Source organism: Priestia sp. FSL H7-0729 (genome assembly GCF_038005685.1).
In the GTDB taxonomy this organism is placed as follows: Bacteria; Bacillota; Bacilli; order Paenibacillales; family Paenibacillaceae; genus Paenibacillus.
This window is the reverse complement of record NZ_JBBOTQ010000008.1, coordinates 276,961-298,073: the sequence shown is the minus strand read 5'-3', so window position 1 is coordinate 298,073 and position 21,113 is coordinate 276,961. Positions and strand designations below refer to the sequence as shown.

Annotated in this window: 17 protein-coding genes and 1 tRNA gene; 15 read left to right on the top strand and 3 right to left on the bottom strand. The window is 46.9% G+C overall.

Going from position 1 to position 21,113, the window contains the following annotated elements:
* The first annotated feature begins 255 nt into the window (after positions 1–255).
* The 12 genes from MHH93_RS19335 (at position 256) to MHH93_RS19280 (ending at position 13,411) form a co-directional block, all read left to right on the top strand.
* Positions 256–1,128 carry an SDR family oxidoreductase gene (locus MHH93_RS19335; protein WP_500055330.1) on the top strand — a complete coding sequence of 291 codons (873 nt, stop codon included), beginning with the start codon at positions 256–258 and terminating at the stop codon, positions 1,126–1,128.
* A 252-nt stretch (positions 1,129–1,380) separates the two neighbouring features.
* Positions 1,381–1,728 carry a cupin domain-containing protein gene (locus MHH93_RS19330; RefSeq protein WP_500055329.1) on the top strand — a complete coding sequence of 116 codons (348 nt, stop codon included), beginning with the start codon at positions 1,381–1,383 and terminating at the stop codon, positions 1,726–1,728.
* A gap of 44 nt (positions 1,729–1,772) precedes the next feature.
* Positions 1,773–3,593, top strand: a complete 1,821-nt coding sequence (pnpS, locus tag MHH93_RS19325) for a two-component system histidine kinase PnpS (protein ID WP_500055328.1) — start codon at positions 1,773–1,775, stop codon at positions 3,591–3,593.
* Positions 3,594–3,709: 116 nt separating this feature from the next.
* Positions 3,710–4,438 carry a response regulator transcription factor gene (locus MHH93_RS19320; RefSeq protein WP_253433078.1) on the top strand — a complete coding sequence of 243 codons (729 nt, stop codon included), beginning with the start codon at positions 3,710–3,712 and terminating at the stop codon, positions 4,436–4,438.
* 152 nt (positions 4,439–4,590) lie between these two features.
* Positions 4,591–5,766 (top strand): methyl-accepting chemotaxis protein, encoded by a 1,176-nt coding sequence (locus MHH93_RS19315; RefSeq protein ID WP_500055327.1) that lies wholly within the window; start codon positions 4,591–4,593, stop codon positions 5,764–5,766.
* 234 nt (positions 5,767–6,000) lie between these two features.
* Entirely contained in the window at positions 6,001–6,756 is a 756-nt protein-coding gene (gene pstB / locus MHH93_RS19310; RefSeq protein ID WP_339241024.1) for a phosphate ABC transporter ATP-binding protein PstB, read from the top strand.
* A gap of 63 nt (positions 6,757–6,819) precedes the next feature.
* The gene (phoU, locus tag MHH93_RS19305; protein ID WP_017689478.1) at positions 6,820–7,479 is read left to right on the top strand and encodes a phosphate signaling complex protein PhoU; all 660 of its coding nucleotides are present in this window, start codon (positions 6,820–6,822) and stop codon (positions 7,477–7,479) included.
* Between the two features lie 250 nt (positions 7,480–7,729).
* Positions 7,730–10,384 (top strand): DNA polymerase I, encoded by a 2,655-nt coding sequence (polA, locus tag MHH93_RS19300; RefSeq protein WP_500055326.1) that lies wholly within the window; start codon positions 7,730–7,732, stop codon positions 10,382–10,384.
* Positions 10,385–10,502: 118 nt separating this feature from the next.
* A complete protein-coding gene (gene mutM, locus MHH93_RS19295) occupies positions 10,503–11,339 on the top strand; it encodes a DNA-formamidopyrimidine glycosylase (RefSeq protein ID WP_192132532.1) in 837 nt (278 codons plus the stop codon).
* A 132-nt stretch (positions 11,340–11,471) separates the two neighbouring features.
* Complete coding sequence (locus MHH93_RS19290) at positions 11,472–12,245, top strand: manganese efflux pump (protein ID WP_500055325.1); 774 nt, start codon at positions 11,472–11,474, stop codon at positions 12,243–12,245.
* Between the two features lie 9 nt (positions 12,246–12,254).
* A complete protein-coding gene (gene coaE, locus MHH93_RS19285) occupies positions 12,255–12,851 on the top strand; it encodes a dephospho-CoA kinase (RefSeq protein ID WP_500055324.1) in 597 nt (198 codons plus the stop codon).
* A complete protein-coding gene (locus MHH93_RS19280; RefSeq protein ID WP_500055323.1) occupies positions 12,848–13,411 on the top strand; it encodes a lytic transglycosylase domain-containing protein in 564 nt (187 codons plus the stop codon). Before coaE ends, MHH93_RS19280 begins: the two co-directional genes overlap by 4 nt.
* A gap of 82 nt (positions 13,412–13,493) precedes the next feature.
* Here the strand turns inward: MHH93_RS19280 and MHH93_RS19275 are convergent, their stop codons facing one another.
* Entirely contained in the window at positions 13,494–13,715 is a 222-nt protein-coding gene (locus MHH93_RS19275) for an alpha/beta-type small acid-soluble spore protein (RefSeq protein ID WP_017689472.1), read from the bottom strand.
* Positions 13,716–13,831: 116 nt separating this feature from the next.
* Between MHH93_RS19275 and nrdR the strand changes: the two genes are divergently transcribed.
* From nrdR to MHH93_RS19260, 3 genes are all read left to right on the top strand, one after another.
* Positions 13,832–14,299 carry a transcriptional regulator NrdR gene (nrdR, locus tag MHH93_RS19270; RefSeq protein ID WP_026081166.1) on the top strand — a complete coding sequence of 156 codons (468 nt, stop codon included), beginning with the start codon at positions 13,832–13,834 and terminating at the stop codon, positions 14,297–14,299.
* A 185-nt stretch (positions 14,300–14,484) separates the two neighbouring features.
* A tRNA-Ala gene (locus MHH93_RS19265) sits at positions 14,485–14,557 on the top strand.
* 268 nt (positions 14,558–14,825) lie between these two features.
* Positions 14,826–17,036 (top strand): S-layer homology domain-containing protein, encoded by a 2,211-nt coding sequence (locus MHH93_RS19260; RefSeq protein WP_500055322.1) that lies wholly within the window; start codon positions 14,826–14,828, stop codon positions 17,034–17,036.
* Between the two features lie 121 nt (positions 17,037–17,157).
* On the opposite strand, the gene MHH93_RS19255 is transcribed toward MHH93_RS19260, so the two are convergent.
* Both MHH93_RS19255 and MHH93_RS19250 read right to left on the bottom strand, forming a co-directional pair.
* On the bottom strand, positions 17,158–17,412 hold the full coding sequence (locus tag MHH93_RS19255; protein WP_500055321.1) for an S-layer homology domain-containing protein: 255 nt from the start codon (positions 17,410–17,412) through the stop codon (positions 17,158–17,160).
* On the bottom strand, positions 17,409–20,804 hold the full coding sequence (locus MHH93_RS19250) for a sugar-binding protein (protein ID WP_500055320.1): 3,396 nt from the start codon (positions 20,802–20,804) through the stop codon (positions 17,409–17,411). Before MHH93_RS19250 ends, MHH93_RS19255 begins: the two co-directional genes overlap by 4 nt.
* Positions 20,805–21,113 lie beyond the last annotated feature (309 nt).

Genomic DNA, 21,113 nt, shown 5'->3' with positions numbered 1-21,113 from the left:
TGGCAAAACAGGCATTGGAGAAAAACGTTGTTTGATATCCAAAGAGAGTGGTAAATAACGAATAGAAGGTAGGACGCTGATAGAGACAGCATGCTGAGGCTTAAGTTGCTGTTCATCGTAGAAGAATAATCTGAACTGTTCATGCCATCCTACAGAATGAGACTTTTTCAGAGAACGAAAGACAAGGAAGGACACAGTTGAAGTCCATGTCTTCTGTAATCCAAACATGTTCACATTTTGAGAGGAGAATGTTAGATGTCAACCAATACACAACAAAATCAAAAAACAATGCCAGCACAGCACCAGGATCAACGCCCAGGAATTGAATCGGAGATGCATCCCAGACCGGAGTTTGAGAAGCCTGAATACAAGGCAGCAGGTAAACTGACGGGTAAGGTAGCGCTCATTACTGGGGGTGACAGTGGGATCGGACGTGCTGTTGCCGTTACGTATGCCAAGGAAGGCGCGGATGTCGCCATTGTATATCTGAACGAGCACGAAGATGCCAAGGAAACGAAGCGTCAGGTCGAACAGGAAGGACGCAAGTGCATTCTAATTGCCGGGGATATTGGTGACGATGCCTTTGCCAAGAAGTCGGTTCAGCAGACAATGGATGAACTGGGCAAACTGGACATTGTCGTGAATAATGCTGCAGAACAGCACCCACAGCAGAATCTGGAGGATATTACGCCAGAACAATTGGAACGAACATTCCGTACCAATATCTTCGGCATGTTCTATGTGACGCAGGCAGCCCTGCCACATCTGAAGAAGGGAAGTACGATTATTAACACGACATCTATCACAGCCTATCGCGGGAGCCCGACCCTCCTTGACTATTCATCCACTAAAGGAGCCATCACTTCGTTCACACGTTCTCTATCGATGAATGTGATTGAGAAGGGGATTCGTGTGAATGCCGTTGCACCAGGGCCGATCTGGACCCCGCTCATTCCATCCACTTTTGATGAGAAAAAGGTAAGCGAGTTCGGCGCATCGCAACCGATGAAGCGGCCAGGACAACCGGATGAACTGGCCCCAGCCTATGTATATCTTGCTTCAGATGATTCCTCGTATGTAAGCGGACAGGTGATGCATGTGAATGGCGGCGAAGTGGTGAACGGATAATTCGTTAAGACGGTTTGGAATCCGTATAGGTTTGATTATATATAGGCGCATCGCTTTCAGCATGGCTGAGCGGTGCGTCTTTTTTATATTAGGGCAATGTGTAAGTCCAAGATGCGGTTTAGCACCTGTTTACAAAAGTCGGTATCTCTGTTGATACAACTATGATAATTTATTATTAGCCTTGTCTAACTGGAAACTCCCTAATCTGTGATATGATAGATCGAGCAAATTATACGCGGAGGAACAAGTCATATGAAAATTAGCAAACAGAATGCAGCGCATTATATATGGGGTGGACAGTGCGATGGCTGGCACCTTGTTCAAAACGATAAACTGAGCATCATTCATGAGCGAATGCCTGCAGGAACAGCTGAAATACGACATTACCATTCGGTAAGCCGTCAGTTTTTTTTCATCCTCAGCGGTGAAGCATGTATGGAACTTAATGGAGAAAATTTCGTGTTGGAAACCCATGAAGGAATAGAGATTGCACCCGGAATGCCGCATCAGATGATGAATCGAAGCAACGAAGAAGTGGAGTTTCTCGTTATTTCCAATCCTGGCACTCGTGGGGACCGAATTGAAATGGATTCAATGTAGAGCAAGTCATTAGCTGTTAATCTGATCATAAAAGGAAGAGATAGATGAGACCTTTCCGAATTCGCCTTGCCATCATTATGATGGTGCTGATCGGTGTATCCGTCATTGTAGCTGGATATACGATGGGCAGAGTGTTTAAGACTACGCATATAACCGCACTGGAACAAACCATGGTAAGGGAGATTAATCTGCTCAAAGCCACTTTTCCATTCCATGATGCAAGTGACCCCACCTCGGAAGCCACACGAAAGTATTATTCAGATCGGGCGTTGGAACTGGATCGTCTGACAGATTCCCGGGTAACGTTCATCAACAAAGACGGCACGGTCATTGGAGATTCCGAGAGTAATCCGGCAGCGATGGATAATCACCTGAACCGGGAGGAAATCTTGGGTGCGGTTGGAGATGGATACGGGCAGTCCATACGATACAGTGAAACACTGGGACAGGACATGCTGTATGTAGCGTTACCTGTCAATTCGGATCAAAGTGACATGATTGAAATGCCCAGTGGCAAGTTTGATGGCTACATCCGCCTTTCGATGAGTCTGCAAGCGGTTGATCAGGGACTTCAGCGTGGTTGGATGATTATGTTTGCCGCGCTTGGACTGCTATTTCTGATCGTCGCATTTGTCAGTTATCGGGTTGCACGCGGATTAACCTCTCCGATTGAGCATATTACAAAAGTGGCTCATCGGATCACCAAGCTGGAATACGATGCGAGAGTTGATGTAACGCGTAGAGATGAGATCGGACAGCTAGGGCTTGCGATCAACGGAATGGCAGACAGCTTGCAGTCCCAACTGAAGACGATACGTGACAATGAAGCGTTGCTACAGAGTGTCCTGGCGAATATGACTGGAGGCATTGTGATGATCGATGCAGGGCAATCCATTGCACTGGTCAATCGGGAAGCGGAACGTATGCTTGGTATTCAGGCAGGAAAGGTTACGGGTAAGCCTTATACTGAATTGAAAAGACACTATGAATTAACACGTACCGTTGAAGAGAGTGTTGCATTGAAAGAACGAATGCATGAAGAAGTGAGTGTGTTCAATCCGGAGGAAAAACTGATCCGTATTGATGGAGTACCGATGTCAGAAGATGATGGCGGGTATCGGGGCATGTTGTTCCTGTTGCAGGATGTCACGGCGATTCGTCGATTGGAGTCCATGCGCAGTGAGTTTGTTGCGAATGTTTCTCATGAGCTCAAGACACCTGTTGCGGCGGTCAAAGGGTTTGCCGAAACATTGCTCAGTGGCGGGGTACAGGATAAGGAGACGGAGCGTTCATTCCTAAAAATCATCTATGATGAAGGAGATCGACTTAACCGATTGATTGGAGATATTCTCGAGTTATCCAAAATTGAATCCAAACGCGCGCCGCTGCAATGCTCACCTGTTCATGTACACTCTTTCTTCGAAATGGTGCTGGGCACCTTGTCCAAGGTGGCGGAGAAAAAGCAGATTCGTCTGGAAATGCATGTTCCCGAGGAACTGTACATTGAAGCGGATGAGGACAAGATGAAGCAGATATTCATCAACTTGTTATCCAACGGAATCAACTATACCCCGGATGGTGGACGAGTGAAGTTACAGGTATCGATGGATAACGATGATGAAGTGGTCTTTGCGGTATCGGATACAGGAATTGGCATTCCGAAAAAAGATTTGCCGCGAATCTTCGAACGGTTCTATCGCGTGGATAAAGGCAGATCTCGTAATTCAGGGGGAACAGGCCTTGGACTATCCATTGTTAAACATCTGGTGGAATTGCATCATGGCAAATTGTCTGTAGAGAGTGAGCTGGGCATGGGGACAACGTTCCGTGTTATTCTTCCATTCATTCAAGATGAAGAGATCTAGACATGAAGTAGCAAAATGTAAAAAGGTTGTTTTGTTTTACACCGCGTTAACAAATTAGTGCTATGATAGAAAAAGTGTTGTGGCAACAGACAACCTATGAAGAGAGAAGGGGTATCATGGCACAGCGTTTGCTAGTTATTGAAGATGAACCTACATTATCGAGATTACTCACGTATAACCTGACACAGGAAGGTTATGACGTTACGGCAGAAGATCACGGATCTGCAGGATATGATCGGGCCTTGTCCCAGGAATTTGATCTCATTCTACTGGATCTGATGCTTCCGGGCATGAATGGTCTGGACATTCTGAACAAGTTAAGAATACAGGGTGTCAGTACACCTGTTATCATTCTGACGGCCAAGAATGGTGAAGCTGAGGTTGTACAGGGACTGAAATCGGGTGCCGATGATTACATCACCAAACCATTTGGTGTATCTGAGTTATTAGCCCGAGTGGATGCGGTATTAAGACGTTATTCCAATGGCGAAGACTTACCACAACCTGAGGACAAAGATGGCTCACGCATTATTTTGGGAGAGCTGGAGATTTATCCTCTGAAATATGAAGTGACACTGGGTGGACAATCCATCAGTCTGCGTCCGAAAGAGTTCGAAGTTCTGTTATATTTGGCCAAAAAGCCGGGTGTGGTACTGACAAGAGATGATCTGATGAACGCGGTGTGGGGCTTCGATTATATTGGAGGTCAACGGACCGTGGACGTTCACGTCAGCTCATTACGTAAAAAGCTGGAGCTGGACCCGGAATCGGTACACATTGATTCCATTCGTGGTGTTGGTTATAAATTGGTTGTCAAAAGAAAAACTCCCCATCATTCAAGTTAGCAATGATCGGGGAGTTTTATTTTACGTTCTTTTAACATAAAGGAAGATTTTCCTTTACGAAGAGGGAGTAGCATGGATTTATCTGGGTGATACTTTATACCTACATAATCTATCTTAAGACGGAGCTAATACGTAAAGGAGATTGCGCATTTATGCCCATGTTGCTCGAAGTGAAACCTGACCAGCCTCATGTTGTTTTACATAACGAAGAATTCGCGACACCCGACCCACAGCCTCATGAAGTAACGGTGGTTGCTAAAGAAGCTGTAATCCATCTGTATGACTATTATCGTCAGGTTCCTGTCGCCGGGGTCCATACGACCTGTGGAGAAGCTGCGACGATGATGAATCAGGATCAGGAGCACCCATGTATTGTACTGTGTGATGAGCAGATGAAACCCACTGGATTGTTAATGCGAGAGACGTTATATCGGATGTTAAATGGCCGTTTTGCCGCAGATCTATTCTATCGTAAGCCGGTCATCCAAGTAGTGAATACATCTCCCGTTATAGCAGATATTCATATGGAAGCCTCAACGATTATTGATATCGCACTTGGACGGAATGAACAACATTTCTACGATTGTCTACTCGTTACCGATCAGGATCGACTGCTCGGTGTGCTGACGATGCGTGATGTGATGTCCCTTTCCCGCAGATTGCAGCAAGCTTCTTCGGCAGAACGGGTACGTACGGTATCCGAGAGCAGGCAGGAGATATCTAGAATTAATGATGCAGTTACCAAGCTGGTGCATGCAGCGAATCAGACCGTTCATGAGGCCCGTGAGATCATGGCATTGTCCAAGCAGGGCGAAGAGAGTTTGAAGCAAGTCGATACTTCCTATAACCGGGTACATGAGCATATGAAGAGTCAAGGACAACATGCGGATCACATGCTGGATTCCATCAAAATAGGCTCAGGCATGGCACATTCCATTCGAACCCTAGCAGATCAGAGCGGGCTACTTGCGCTGAATGCTTCCATTGAAGCAGCTCATGCGGGTGAATATGGACGAGGCTTTCAGATTGTTGCAGGGGAGATCCGCGCGCTCGCCAAACAGACCCGTGAAGTCGCAGGCAGTATGTCTTCATTGCTTGAGAATATCGGCGAACTGACCCTTCAGACGGTAGAGCTGGTCAAGGCAAGTGGAACGGAGATTGATGACAGTTCGATACATGTTACCTCGGGGGGAGCAACGTTCCGACAAATGAACCGTGCGGTGAGAGATCTGTCCCGTATAGCAGAGGGAATCGCCATGGAAGGCGGTAAAGCTGGAGAAGTGGCAGAGCATATTCGTACGAAGCTGGATGAGATGGTTTCGAAGTAGCGAGTAAAATATAAGGCAATCCAAAAGGCAGGCATCAGGAATCAGATTGATCATCAAACAGATCATGAAGGTTTAGGATGTCTTTTTACATTCCGTTAACATGAAAGTGATACTGTTTTTACAATGAAAGGGTAGGATATTAAAGATGGCCGAGCGGCGATGAGCGATTATCAGCATCGGTCTCAACGTAAAGGGAGTTTCCGCGTCCCTGCAGCGAAGGAGAAGTGAACATCCATGAAGGACCTCATTCACATTGATAAACTTAATTTATACTATGATACGCATCATGCGCTTAAAAATATATCGATGGATCTGCCGGAAAAAACCGTTACTGCGTTCATCGGGCCGTCAGGTTGTGGTAAATCGACATTGCTTCGCACGTTAAACCGGATGAATGACATGATTCCGGGTGTTCGTGTGGAAGGACAGGTTATGCTGAATGGCTCTGACATCTACAGTAATGAGATTGAAGTGGAGACACTGCGCAAACGAGTGGGCATGGTGTTCCAACAACCAAATCCGTTCCCGAAGTCAATCTATGATAATGTGGCTTATGGACCGCGCTTGCACGGGGTAACCCAGAAGGCTGAACTGGATCAATTGGTGGAACAGAGTCTTGTTCATGCTGCCCTTTGGGATGAAGTGAAGGATGTATTGAAAAAGTCGGCACTTAGTTTGTCCGGTGGACAACAGCAGCGTCTATGTATTGCGCGGGCGCTTGCTGTGCAGCCTGACGTTCTGCTGATGGATGAAGCAACGTCCGCACTCGACCCGATCTCCACATTGAAGATTGAGGAACTGGTGAAGGAATTGCATCACAAGTACACCATCGTTATGGTTACCCACAATATGCACCAGGCAGCACGGGTATCTGGACGCACGGTATTTTTCCTGAATGGTGAAGTGGTGGAGGCAGCTGATACGGAGACGTTATTCTCCACACCGCAAGATTCCCGGACCGAGGATTATATATCTGGAAGGTTCGGTTAAGCGAGCTGAGTTGGAATGATCCCGGCATACCCGGAGATGATGGATAAGGAGGACATGAAATCTATGATTCGCAGAAAAGAATTTGATCAGGAGCTTGAAGAGCTGCGTACCTTGCTCAAACAAATGGGTGAACATGTAGGAGCAGCACTGGATGGTGCTATTGAAAGTTTACAAACGATGAACGCCGAGAAAGCTCAGGTCATCATCAAGAATGATGCGAATCTGAATGCCCTTGAAGACAAAATTATGGAACTTGGCTCCAAACTGATCATCACACAACAGCCTGTGGCTAAGGATCTCAGACGTATTATCGTGGCCTTCAAAATTTCCAGTGACCTGGAGCGTATGGGAGATCTTGCTCTCGACGTGGCGAAGGTGACACTCCGGATGGATGGCCAGAAGCTGATTAAACCTCTGGTGGATATCCCGCAAATGGCAGAAATCGTGAAATCCATGATTGATGAATCGATTGAGTCTTTCCTGAAAGAAAACACAGACCTGGCTTATAAAATGGCTCAAACGGACGATCAAGTCGATCAACTGTACAGCCATATGATCAGTGATCTCTACACGTTAATGACGGAGCATCCGAATCAGGCTTCACAGGCAATGCTGTTGATGATGGTTGGACGTTACATTGAACGTATTGGTGATCATGCGACCAACATTGGTGAGAGCACGGTATACCTGGTAACAGGTAAACGTCCGGATCTGAATCAATAGGAAGAGTATGGATTAGAAAGAGCGTTGCTATGGAATTGGGGATTCAGTGCTGATTAAGTAATGCAATTATATGAATGGAAAAGGACTTTCTCTCAGGTAGGCTGTGTACAGCTGTCTGCGGAGAAGGTTCTTTTTTGCAATTAAAAATGAAGTGAAAGAGGCTATTCTTTTTGATGTGACAAGTGGGTATGGTATCATGAGAGTAGATGCAATTTGAAGAGGTTGACCATATAATACGCGAGGTGCTGGAATGGACAAGTTTATTCTCATAGATGGAAATAGCATTATTTACAGGGCGTTTTTTGCAATGCCGCCTCTGACCAACTCGAAAGGTCTGCATACCAATGCGGTATATGGTTTCACCACCATGCTGCTGAGACTGCTTGAAGAGCATAAACCTACACATGTGATGGTTGCATTTGATGCAGGCAAAGTCACGTTCCGCCACGAAGGATATCAGGAATACAAGGGTGGTCGGGAGAAAACACCACCCGAGTTGTCAGAACAATTCCCATTGCTCAAAGAACTGCTGAAAGGACTTGGTATCGCTCAGTTTGAGCTGGCTGGTTTTGAAGCGGATGACATCATCGGGACGTTAACCAAACGCGCAGATGAAGCGGGCAGACAGGTGCTTGTTGTATCGGGTGACAAAGATATGCTGCAGCTTGCCTCTGAACATGTACATATCGGACTGACACGTAAAGGGGTAACCGATATCGAACTGTATGACCCTGCTCAGATTAAGGAGCGTTATGGTCTGACGCCGCTGCAAATCATTGATCTCAAAGGTCTGATGGGCGATGCCTCTGATAATATTCCGGGTATTCCCGGGGTTGGAGAGAAGACAGCGTTAAAGCTGCTGCACCAGTTCGGATCGGTAGAAGATGTGTTGAACGGAACGAGTGAACTGAAAGGCAAGATGAAAGAAAAGATCGAGGCCCATGCCGAAGATGCTCGGATGAGCAAACAACTGGCGACGATTCATCGGGAAGTTCCGCTGGAGCAGACGTGGGAGGATATGCAATTTGCCGGATTAAAAGAAGAACAGGCTGGCCCTGCACTGGCCAAGCTGGAATTCAAATCCTTGCTCGAACGCCTGTCGTTCAGTGGCAGCATTGGTTCTGAACAGGAAGCGGTCCCTGCTGCCGAGGTAGAGTCCTCCATTGCAACAGAGGACAACATCAGTGAACTGTTTAGTTCTCTGGATTCCATTGATGTACTGCACGTGGAGACACATGGGGATAACCCGCACCAGGCGAAACTGATTGGACTTGCTGTAGGTTCCGGTGGAACCTACACGTTCATATCTCCCGAAGTGCTTCATTCCGATGCTGCTGCTCCCGTGCGGGAATGGCTTGGTAATTCAGAGCAACCGAAGCGCGGGTATGATCTTCATCGTGTAGACCTGGCTCTACATGCACATGGTATTGAATTCGCTGGCGCATCATTTGATGTACAGCTGGCAGCGTATCTGCTTGATCCAACGGAATCCAACCAGACGATTAGTGGACTCACGACCAAGTATGGTCTGCCATCACTCGTGGAGGATGACACGGTTATGGGCAAAGGGGCCAAGTACAAGGTGCCGGAAGCAGAGATACTGGGTGATTTCCTGTGCCGCAAAGCAGCTGCAGTCGCAGCCATTATTCCCCTTCAGGAACAGGCACTAGAAGGCGATGAGATGAACTCGCTCTTCCACGAGCTGGAGATGCCGTTGTCGCGTATATTAGCGGACATGGAGAAACAGGGCATCAAGGCCAATACAGCGGATCTGCAGGCGCTGGGAAGCGAGTTTGAAGAGCATATCAGCAGGTTGATGGCTGAGATCTACAAGTTGTCAGGAACGGAATTTAATCTGAATTCACCGAAGCAGCTGGGTGAGATTTTATTTGATAGACTGGGCTTGCCAGTGGTGAAAAAAACAAAAACAGGCTACTCAACAGATGCTGAAGTATTGGAGAAATTGGCTCCTTATAATGATGTGGTCAAGCATATTCTGCAATATCGTCAGCTTGCCAAGCTGCAATCCACTTATGTGGAAGGACTACTCAAAGAAATTTCCGATCGAGATGGAAAAGTGCATACGTATTATCGTCAGACCATTGCTGCAACGGGACGACTTAGCAGTCAATTTCCGAACTTGCAGAACATCCCGATCAGGATGGAAGAGGGTCGCAAAATCCGGAAGGTATTTGTTCCTTCCGAACCTGGTTGGTCGATTTTGGCAGCGGACTATTCCCAGATTGAACTGCGTGTTCTGGCACATATTTCGGACGATGAGCGCTTGAAGGAAGCATTTGTCAACGATATGGATATTCATACAAAGACCGCTTCGGATGTATTTGGCGTGAAGCCTGAAGATGTGGATGGGGATATGCGTCGTTCCGCCAAGGCAGTTAACTTTGGTATCGTGTATGGAATAAGTGATTATGGCTTATCACAGAACTTGCATATTACTCGTAAAGAGGCTGCGCAGTTCATTGATCAGTATTTTGAAGTATTCCAGGGTGTGCGCCGATATATGGATGACATAGTGAAAGAAGCTCGCCAGGATGGATACGTTAAAACGTTGCTTGAGCGACGTCGTTACCTGCCAGAGATTAATGCCAGCAACTTCAATCTGCGCTCCTTCGCAGAGCGTACAGCGATGAATACCCCTATCCAGGGAACGGCGGCAGATATCATTAAGCTAGCCATGGTACAGATGGATGAAGCGCTGCGGGAACGCGAGTTGAAGAGTCGTATGTTGCTTCAGGTGCACGATGAACTTGTATTCGAAGTACCTGCCGATGAATTGGAACTGATGAAAGAACTCGTGCCTGCTGTCATGGAAAAAGCTTTGGAACTGTCGGTTCCGCTGAAAGCCGAAGTCAGCTTTGGTGATAACTGGTACGAAGCGAAATAAATCAAGCGCCGCGCGGTTTTTCCGGTATTTTACATTAGTCCCTTCCATGTTTTCAATATAAGAAAAGGGTCCCGCTAAGCGTCATCTTCCGTTATAATATAGGGGAGGTGAGAACATCATGCCGGAATTACCGGAAGTCGAAACAGTCAGAAGAACATTGAATCAACTTATTGTGGGCAAAACGATTGATCATGTTACCGTTAGCTTGCCGCGGATTATTCAGCGGCCGGACGATATAGATGCATTTGCACTGGAACTCGCGGGACATACCGTCATTGGGGTGGAGCGTCGAGGCAAGTTTTTGCGTATTTTGCTGGACGGGCTGGTGCTTGTCTCCCATCTGCGGATGGAAGGAAGGTACGGTGTGTACGAGCAGCATGAAGATGTGGAGAAACATACCCATGTGATCTTCCATTTTAATGATGGTACGGAATTACGCTATAAGGACGTGCGTCAGTTCGGTACGATGCATCTGTTTAATGCAGGTGAGGAACTGGTGTCCAAACCTTTGCTGAAGCTTGGACTGGAGCCGCTTGATCCAGCCTTTACGGTAACTGCATTCCGTGAGGCGGTTGGCAAGCGTACAACCAAAATCAAGGCTGTACTTTTAAATCAGGCATATGTGGTTGGTATCGGGAATATTTATGTGGACGAGGCTCTATTTCGCGCTGGCATCCATCCCGAGACCATCGCCAAGACATTGACCGAAGCTCAGTTAACGGTGCTCCATGAAGCGATTGTGGCTACGTTGCAAGATGCAGTGAATGCAGGAGGATCTTCCATCAAGTCCTATGTGAATGGACAGGGTGAGATGGGAATGTTCCAGCATCAATTGAAAATCTATGGACGCAAATCAGAGCCTTGTGCAACATGTGGTACCTTAATCGAAAAAACGGTGGTAGGTGGCCGTGGTACGCATTTTTGTCCGAACTGTCAGCGGCTGAACATGAACTGAATGAACGAAATGATGAAATCATAGCACCCTTGGATTCCTCCCTCCATATACTGATATGGCAGAAATAAGCGGGCGTATACCCATACTGGCATCTTCAGTTGGCACGAGTACCGCACAGAGGAGGAGTCCGGGGTGCTGCATCATTTTATTTCATTGCTGGCGCTTGCTTTGGCGCTTAGTTTAGATGGTTTTGGAGTCGGGATTACATATGGGTTACGGAGGACTAAGATTCCCCTGTTATCTATCGCTGTTATTTCGATCTGTTCGGGATTGGTTATTGCCTTGTCGATGCAAGTAGGTGTGTTGTTGTCCCATGTGGTGTCACCGGATATCGCTTCGATCGTGGGAGCCGTCATATTGATAGGTATTGGTGCATGGTCACTGTTGCAACTTATTCGAAAGCAAGGCAAAGAACAGCTGGAAACAGACACTAGATCGGGTGAGGGAACAGAAACAAAGGTAACTGGTGTTGGTGAAACACAAGAGACACTGACGGATGCAAGAGGCCGGAATCAGGTGCTTGCCCTGGATCTGGAGCAGTCGGCTTCAGGTGGGTCGCTGGAACGCATGGTATTTACACTGGAGCTGCGTAAGCTGGGTGTTGTCATTCAGATCCTTCGCAGTCCCTCCAAGGCAGATATGGATAACTCGGGAAGTATATCTGCTCAGGAAGCGATGTGGCTGGGTATTGCCCTGTCTCTGGATGCGTTTGGAGCAGGTTTGGGCGCGGCACTTCTGGGATTCCCTACACTATGGACAGCACTCATTATTGCACTGTTTAGTGGGGCATTTCTGTCACTCGGCATGAAGGTTGGTCTACGATTCTCAGCGCTGCGCTGGATGCGAAGACTGTCTGTATTGCCAGCACTATTGTTAATGATTATGGGAATAATGAAGCTGTTATGAGGTGAAACGATGAATATAGGCTTAACCGGCGGGATCGCGACAGGCAAAAGCAGTGTTTCCGCCTATCTCGCCAGTAAGGGAGCGTTGCTCATCGATGCAGACGTTATTGCCCGGGAAGTTATGATGCCCGGGCATCCCGTGTTGGCCGCCGCTGTTAAGCGGTTCGGACAAGCCATACTGAATGAAGATGGAACACTGGATCGGAAAAAGCTTGGAAGTATTGTTTTTGAACAACCAGAAGAACGAAAGGCATTGGAGGCTATTACACATCCGGCGATCCGTAGAGAGATGCGTGAACGGGCTGCTGCATACGCGTTGCAACATCCGGATAAACTTGTGGTATCTGATATTCCATTGCTCTACGAGTCGGGTCTGGAAGACGGTTTTGAGGAAGTCATGGTTGTCTATGTACCGAGAGCGGTTCAACGCGATCGCTTGATGAATCGGGATGGAATGACTGCAGAACAGGCTGAGGCCCGGATGGATGTACAGATGGATATTGAGCGCAAAAAGCAGCTGGCAGACATTGTAATCGACAACAGTGGTTTATGGACTGAGACGGAGCAGCAAATTGACTCATATCTACAGCGTAAGGGTTTGTTATGAGAATATTACGCAAGAAACGAGTACTGCTGTTGATGTTTGTGTCCTTTGTATTGGTGTTATTTCTGAATACAAACTGGATGGCATGGTTCTATCCCATACATTATAAGGACGAGATTCGTGTCCAATCTCAGAGCTATGAGGTTGATCCGTTTCTGATTGCTTCGATCATTAAGGTGGAGACCAATTTCAAGACAAGCAAGGAATCCAAACGCGGTGCAATCGGGCTCATGCAACTGATGCCAGACACGGCCAACTGGATACTTGAACAAGCCAAAATTCCCGACACTTCGCTGGAAGAATTGAAGCACGAGCCTGAACGCAATATTCAGTTAGGTACATGGTATCTGCGTAATCTGTCTGATCAATTCGAGGGCAATGAAGTGGTCATGATTGCTGCCTATAATGCAGGTCCAGGCAAGGTAAACAGCTGGCTCCGAGATGGTGTATGGGATGGTTCATTCGATACGGTGAAAGATATTCCGTTTGGTGAGACGCGTCACTATGTACAAAGGGTCATTTACTATTATAATCAGTATGTAAAGATCTATAATACGTTCTAAGTATATAAGTAGAAGCACAGAGCAGGCCGGTTGTTCACCGGCCGCTCCATGCTCCTCTGTGTAGCGTATTACGATGCAGATATTATTGGTATTGACCTGCCAATTGCTGTTCTGCAATTGTTACCAGACGCTTCGTGATGTATCCACCGATCGAACCGTTCTCGTAAGAAGTCATGTTACCTTGGTATCCGTCTTGTGGGATGCTGATTCCGAGTTCTTGAGCAACTTCATATTTCATTTGCTCGAGTGCTGCGGAAGCTTTAGTTACCACCAGGTTGTTGGAGTTACCGTTGCTTTGTGCCATTGCTGTTCACCTCCTCGTGAGTTGGTAAAAGTATTATGTCTCGGCAATGCATTTTTCATTACAAAATCAAGACAGGGAATATGTGGTAAAAAGTAAAACGTGGGAAGTGATCTGATTTGAAGTGTCCTTATTGCGGTTATATGGGTACCAAAGTACTTGATTCGCGTCCGGCCAACGAAGCGAAATCCATTCGTCGTCGCCGTGAGTGTGAGCAGTGTGCCCGAAGATTCACAACGTTTGAGATGATTGAAGAGACTCCATTGATTGTCATCAAGAAAGATGGCAGCCGGGAAGAGTTTAGCCGGGACAAGATTCTTCGCGGGCTTATTCGTGCCTGTGAGAAACGTCCAGTCTCTGTTGAGACGCTCGAGATGATGGTATCTGAAGTCGAGAAATCTCTGCGTAATACAGCTGATGCTGAAGTGGAGAGCCGCCAGATTGGTGAGCTATTGATGGAACAGTTGTTTCCAGTCGATGAAGTGGCTTATGTCCGTTTCGCGTCGGTATATCGCCAGTTCAAAGATATCAATATGTTCATGAAAGAACTGAAATCCCTGTTATCCAAAGACAATCTGGAGGATTAGTGAAGTGGGGAAAGGGAGAAGAGCAGTCTGGAGTTCCAGTCCGTGTGTACAAGAGAAATGAGTTGTTCTTCTCCAATCACTTAGGACCATGAAAAAGGGATTGACAGTGAAAGCTGGATTTTATATGATATAGAAGTCGCCTGCGGAACGTAGCAGTGCTGGACAAGTTATCTATTTCATATCCCGGGGCCTTAGCTCAGCTGGGAGAGCGCATCGCTGGCAGCGATGAGGTCAGGGGTTCGATCCCCCTAGGCTCCATACCTTAAGAACGCCGTCACGTTATGTAATGGCGTTCTTTGTTGTGTTAACGAACCACGATGACCTTTAAACACTTGAACCTATTCGAAGATGAGGTACGGAGATACTAATATTCTTTTTTAAATTCTTAAAGTTAAGCTAGAATTAAGACAGAGTTAAGTTGAGTAATAAGGTGGTATCCAATACACTTCTCGTGTGAGCATTTTCGACATATAATGCCAACAAAAAAAGGATACCAATCAATTTAACGATGAGGGGAAATTAACACATGAGATGGTTTTCTGTAGGAGTGCAGAAGTTATTCATCTGCCTAATTATTTTGGCTGTGAGTATGGGAGGAGGTTGGACTTTCTCGAACATTCAGAAAGCGAGTGCAGCGACCTCCGGAGAGTGGGGGTATTCCGTTAATGGGGATGGCACAGCGACAATTACGGGGTTTACAGGCAATGAATTGGTAGTTGATATTCCTCGTATGTTAGATACACACGAAGTGACCCACATCGGACGTGAAGTTTTTAAAAACAAACAATTAACCAGTGTTACCATCCCCGATAGCGTGACCCACATCGGATCCAATGCATTTTACAAAAATCAATTCACAAGTGTGACCATACCGGATAGTGTCATTAGTATCGGGTCAAATGCGTTTGCGGATAACCGATTAACCCATGTGACCATACCCGAAAGTGTTACCACTATTGACTATTTAGCTTTTAGCTACAACAAATTAACCAGCATCACCATTCCAAGTCAAGTTACTTATATTGGACAAATGGCCTTTATGAAAAACGAATTAGAGAACGTAATTTTTGAAGGGAGATCCTTGGTGATCGCCTCTGATTGGTTTTTGGATAACGATCATTTAGCTAAAATTACTGGCTATGAAAATGCGGAACAGTTTGTGAATTCGAACAACAGCGATCCGAATAACCCAATTCAATTGACTTATGAAAAAATGATTAACGTCCGCTTTAATCCAGATGGTGCAGTCTGGACGAATGCTCCAACCACAGAATTAACAGGTACCTCATACATTCCTGCGGTGAAAAGTTACAAATGGACAAAGACGACTGTCGAACAAGATGCCAACGATTGGACCCTGTTTGATGGAACCGTTCAGATTCCCACACCGTTAGATGAAGGTACGTGGTATTTACATGTTCAGACCATAGAAGATAACGGTAATCAAACGTTCTATCATTCGAATGCTTTCCATATAGAACGAAAACTGCCCGTTATTCAACTAAACGTCAGTTCAACTGCTCCTACGAATCAGCAAGTATTAATTACGATTGAGGTTTCTGATGAGGATAGCGGGATTGCGTTACAGAAATGGGCAGAGGGAAGTCATGATAACTCCTATTTCGTTGCTGGTGGTACAGCGTTTAGCGGCAACAGTTTCAGTGTTGCGGAGAACGGAACCTACACCGTCTATGTGAAAGATGCTGCCGGAAATGAAATGGTGAAACAAGTTGAAGTAACATGGATTGATCGTAATAAACCTGCAATAACTCTAGTTGGTAATTCCATTGTAGAGATAAATAGCGGAACCGGGTTTGTCGATCCTGGAGTGAGAGCCTTCGATGAGTATGATGGAGATATAAGCTCGAAAGTGACAAGATCAGGTGCTTCAATAGATACCAGTAAACCAGGAGTCTATACGATTCATTATGACGTAAACGATCGAGCTGGAAATGCGGCTGAGCGGGTAACCAGAACGGTGAAGATTATAGAATTGGCGCCTTCAAACGGAGGATCTACACCGTCGCCAGCTCCATCAACACCGGCACCTTCACCACCACCAACATCGCCGAGTCCACCTACTTCTGTTCCGCCAACAACATCAACGGCAGAGCCGACAGCCAAACCTTTTTATAATGAAAAGGTTAACATCGATGTTATCAAGGTTTTGGTAGAGGAAGCCAATTCAGTACCTGCTATAACATTCAAGGATGTTACCGTAGATGAACCTCATGTGAAAGCAATCGAATTAGCGACTAAACTGGGAATCATTAAGGGGTATAAGGATGGTTCATTCCATGCCAACGCTACAGTCAGCAGAGCAGAATTTGCAACGATGTTAGTAAAAGCACTGGGCTTAACATCAGGAGGGAATACCAGCTTTCGGGATACCAGTGGTCACTGGGCGGGACAGGCAATTGCTACATTAAAAGCAAGTGGTATTATCAACGGGTACTTGGATGGAACATTCAGACCAAATCAATCTATTTCCAGAGCAGAAATCGTAGCTATGCTCTCAAAGGTAATGAACATTACCTTAGAGAAAAATGCTACATATACGGATGTTTCTGGCAATTGGGCAGAGGCTGAGATTGATACGTTATCCGATATGGGTATCATACAAGGTGGAACGGATGGTTCATTCAAACCAAATGCGAATGCTACAAGATCTGAGTCGCTGCTCATGATTTTACGTATGCTCAATGCGAGTCTAGGTTTCTCATTAGATATAGAGTAGTTATTTCCTTGAGTTATACATTGATAGGCATTGTCAAAAAAAAGTGCAGATTGAAAACAAGAAGACCCTTCCGGCTGGATATTGTCCAGCCGGAAGGGTCTTCATTTATCTGTATACGCTTTCAGTTAGCCAGATATTCAACGAATCTTACAAAGATCGTGGCTACTTCGGCGCGGGTGGCGGTGGCTTTGGGAGCAAAAAAGTTGCCCGGTTTGCCTAATACAATGCCGTTGCCTTGCAGCGCCTGAACGGATTCCAACGCCCAGGAGCTGATCTCACTCTCGTCCGTGAAGGATTTAGAGTGGCTTTCAGGTATCTCATAGCCCTTGTACTTCATGTAGTTGTACAGTATCACCAGCATCTGCTCGCGTGTCATCGGTGAATTGGGTCAAACAGGTCTGCGTTTGTACCGTTGACTATGCCTTTCTCGGCCGCCCACTCGACTGCCGCTGTGTGCCATTGTCCGTCTGTCACGTCGCTAAAGCGGGAACTCGTGTAGCTGGAAAGGTTTACGTTCTCAAGATTGGCTAGTACTTGCACGAACATTGCACGCGTCATTGCGGTGCCTGGTGAGAACGTCGTTGACGTCGTGCCGTTGAAGAGATCGTATGTGTAGGCGAAATTTATATCGTTGTAGAACCAGTCGTCCATGTTGGCATCCGTGAAAGGATTGCCTGAGATCGCGAGGAAGGCCAGTGGGGTGGCGACATTGAATGCCAGTTCCGTACCCTCACGGATGTTCAGCGACATGCCGTTGTCTAAGCCGACCCTTGCGCCGCTTGGTCCTACCACAACCGCTCCGCTGCTCCGTATCTTTGATCCCCCGTGAATATGCACTTGATTACCGTTTGGCAGGTTCACATGCGCTTCTTTGCCGCCTATTGTGACCGTACCGTCGCTCGCGATCGTCGAGCCGCCCAAAATGGTCACTGTGCTGATGCTGCCGGGTAGTATCACTTCGGCGCTCTTGTCTACTGGAATAGTTACCTTCCCGTTTGAGTCTATCGATGTGCCTTCGGGTACCTTGATCTCCGTCCCGCCCTTAGTTGTAATCGTGCCGCCGCCGGGCAGGGTGGTGTTGCCATTTTTGTCTGTGATTGCGGGCTTATCCTTCGGTGTATTCACTGTGTAGGTCGACTTCGAGGGTCCGGTTCCAGGGTCTGTCCCGATGCCTGTATTGTCGGTGTTGTTGCTTGAATTATCGACGTTGCTTGAATTATCGACGTTGCTTGTATTACCGGTGTTGCCCGTATTGCCGCCAGAATCAGGTACAGTGGGAGTCGTCGTCTTCATCGGTGTCGCCGTAGCACTGATCTCCGCGCCGTCTCCCTTCGCGTTCACCGCAACGATCCTGAAGCTGTAGCTTTGGCCGTTTGTCAGGTTGTTGAAGGTATACTTAGTCTCCGCCGCATCCAATGCAATCGGTGTTACATTGCCATACCATACCTTGTAGCCCAATATCGCGCTGCCACCATCGTCAGCAGGAGCAGTCCAGCTCAATGTGACCTGTCCGTCACCCGCTGTCGCTTTGAAGCCACTCGGTGCACCAGGCACGGCCGGTTTTCTCTGCGCGAACATCCAATCAAAGACGTCAGTGTAATCATTGTTCCAAGCCGGCAAGTTAGAGGACTGTGCCGTAGGTGCTATGCTCCAAGTTCCCATAGTGATCTGGTTATAAAGAACAGCTGCTTCAACTTCATGCGCTATATAATCAGCCAGAACAGGTGTGTTGGCCGGATTCGGCCTCAGATTCGGCTGATCAAACTGATTGTAGGGCCACGTAAGTGCCTCATTACTCTCAAAGCGCGAAGCCCTCGCGTTGACCATTTTTGGCATATTGTTATTGATGAAGTTATTGAGGTTAGTCTGGTAACCACCAACATTATGAGCATTTAAAAACATCCAATAGGCCAGGTTGTTGTGAGCGTCATTGTCCTTAGCGTTCGGTGAACCGCTTACCGGGGCCATAGGTGCGGCGGCAGCGAAGAAGCCAGGGTAGCTGTTAACTAAGTTGTTCGTATACTGGCCGCCCCAGGAGAAGCCTGCTGCGTAAACACGGTTAGGATCTACTTCACCGCTAGCAATCAGGGCGTCTATGACCGTCTTCACATTTTCTGTGGAGGGAACAGATACGCCATTATAGGAAAGATTCAGTACATGGCTGGCGTACTTATCGGGATTTTGTTCCATCTTTTTCATTAAAGCGACGGAGCCGTTGGCGGATTTCATGGCCGCTTTTTGGTCTGTCACAGCGTTTGTGCCGCCGCGTGACATGCCGTGGGTATAGACATACAGCGGCAATCCGTTCATCACGTTACCGTCTTCATCCTTGTGAAGGTAGAGCGAACGATTGACCGAATTGTCCGTGAATGTTGTAAATTTATCAAGGATTGGATTCACAACTTTTTCCTGTTCAAAAACTACATTGTGAAGCGAATTCCCTTCTGTCAGTACGATTTCGCCCTTTTGAACAAGGGTGTAGACCTGCCTAGTCGAGTTACTGCTGCCATCCAGCGTTGTACTGCCGCCGCTCTCTGAATAAAACTCAGACTCAACAACGATGTAACGACCGCTCGCCAGTCCGTCCTGATAATCTGGTGAATGGCTAATCGGCCCGACATAGCCGCGTACCTTTGGCTCGTCATTAGCGTAAACCCTTGTGATTTTGCGTGGTCCTTCAAAGGTCACTGCTTCGCCGTTCAGGGTCGTGTTCCTGGCCGATAAGGCAAATAAGTCCGGATTAAGCGCGGAGCCTAACGCCGACTTCCCCTCGCCTAAATCAATGATAACAGCCGTTGTGTACTCGCCACTGGCAAAGTTGTCATTCCATACAATAAAGGGAAGTATCCCCGCGTCTGGATCGTTTTTGAATGTCACATGAATGGTATGATCAGCCTCAATATTTGTAAAGGTATAAGTGCTAGCAGGTAGAGTCACAGTCTCGCCGTCTACCATTACGGTATCCACAATTTTGCCGTAATCGGGGGTAAACATAATTTCTTTGTTAGAGCCCCGATCTACTCTCAGAACATCCCCGGGTGGGTTCGACATGATTGAGCCGCCCGGTCCGGCAGTGGCGGTAATTGATAATCTGGTGTCTAATTCATTGGCTGGGATGAGCTGAAGGCTGTCTGTAAATGAATCAGAGCTAGTATAAGCTGCGTCTGGAACTCCAAAAGAGGAAACGACTTCATAGCGGTCACCGCCGTTTTCTGTCGAGTTATTGATATAGACCTCAAAGGTAAGGTTCCCCTCCTGTAAGGTCAGGGTTCTTTTGGGTATTCTCATTTCCACAATGTATCCGGTTTCCGTAATCTGGGTCCACGCAGTCCTGCCTGGAGCGGCCTGCCCTGAAAACACACCCGTCGAGCTGACACGCCATTGGTTTGAGCCGCCGGTTCCGGAACCCACATAAAACTCCAGGCTGTCGTATCGGTGATCTGCGCCAGCTCCCTGATATAGATTACTGTCATTCACAACTACGTGGGCATACAGGTAGTCATGATCCCAAAGGATTCTTGCTGTGCCCGTGGCATGGGGTCTGGGGTCGGTAGGCACCGTGCTTTTGTTGATGTGATGCTCCATGGTTTGGTCCCAGAGGGGATCATTTGACCCGAGTTCTGGCGTTCCAAACATGGCGGTGGGTGTTTCATTCGCTTCTGCGTTCTCGATGTTGTCAGTGGCGGCAGCATAGCTGGTAGGCATTAGTGACGCCACCATGACGCAGCAACATAGGAACGCGAGCATTCTGCTAAATCGTTTTGGCATAAATGAAATCCTCCTTATTTTTTCGATCCGGTTTGCCCACGGCTTATCGGCATCGTATTTGGACACGTTGTCAAGTTGACAACGTGTCCAAATATATATATTAAGTTTATCAGGGGTTAAATCCTTTAATTTACAAATAAACCATACGTATACATACAGAACGGCAGAGATACCATTTTATTATTTTGATAATCTTGTACGCATCTGCGCATGTAGATTTCTTCATATGAATGGTGTTGCAGTCTGCATTCATTTCAAATTGCAATAAAAAAGTCCACGTTATTAACATGATAGTACATTGAATTGAAA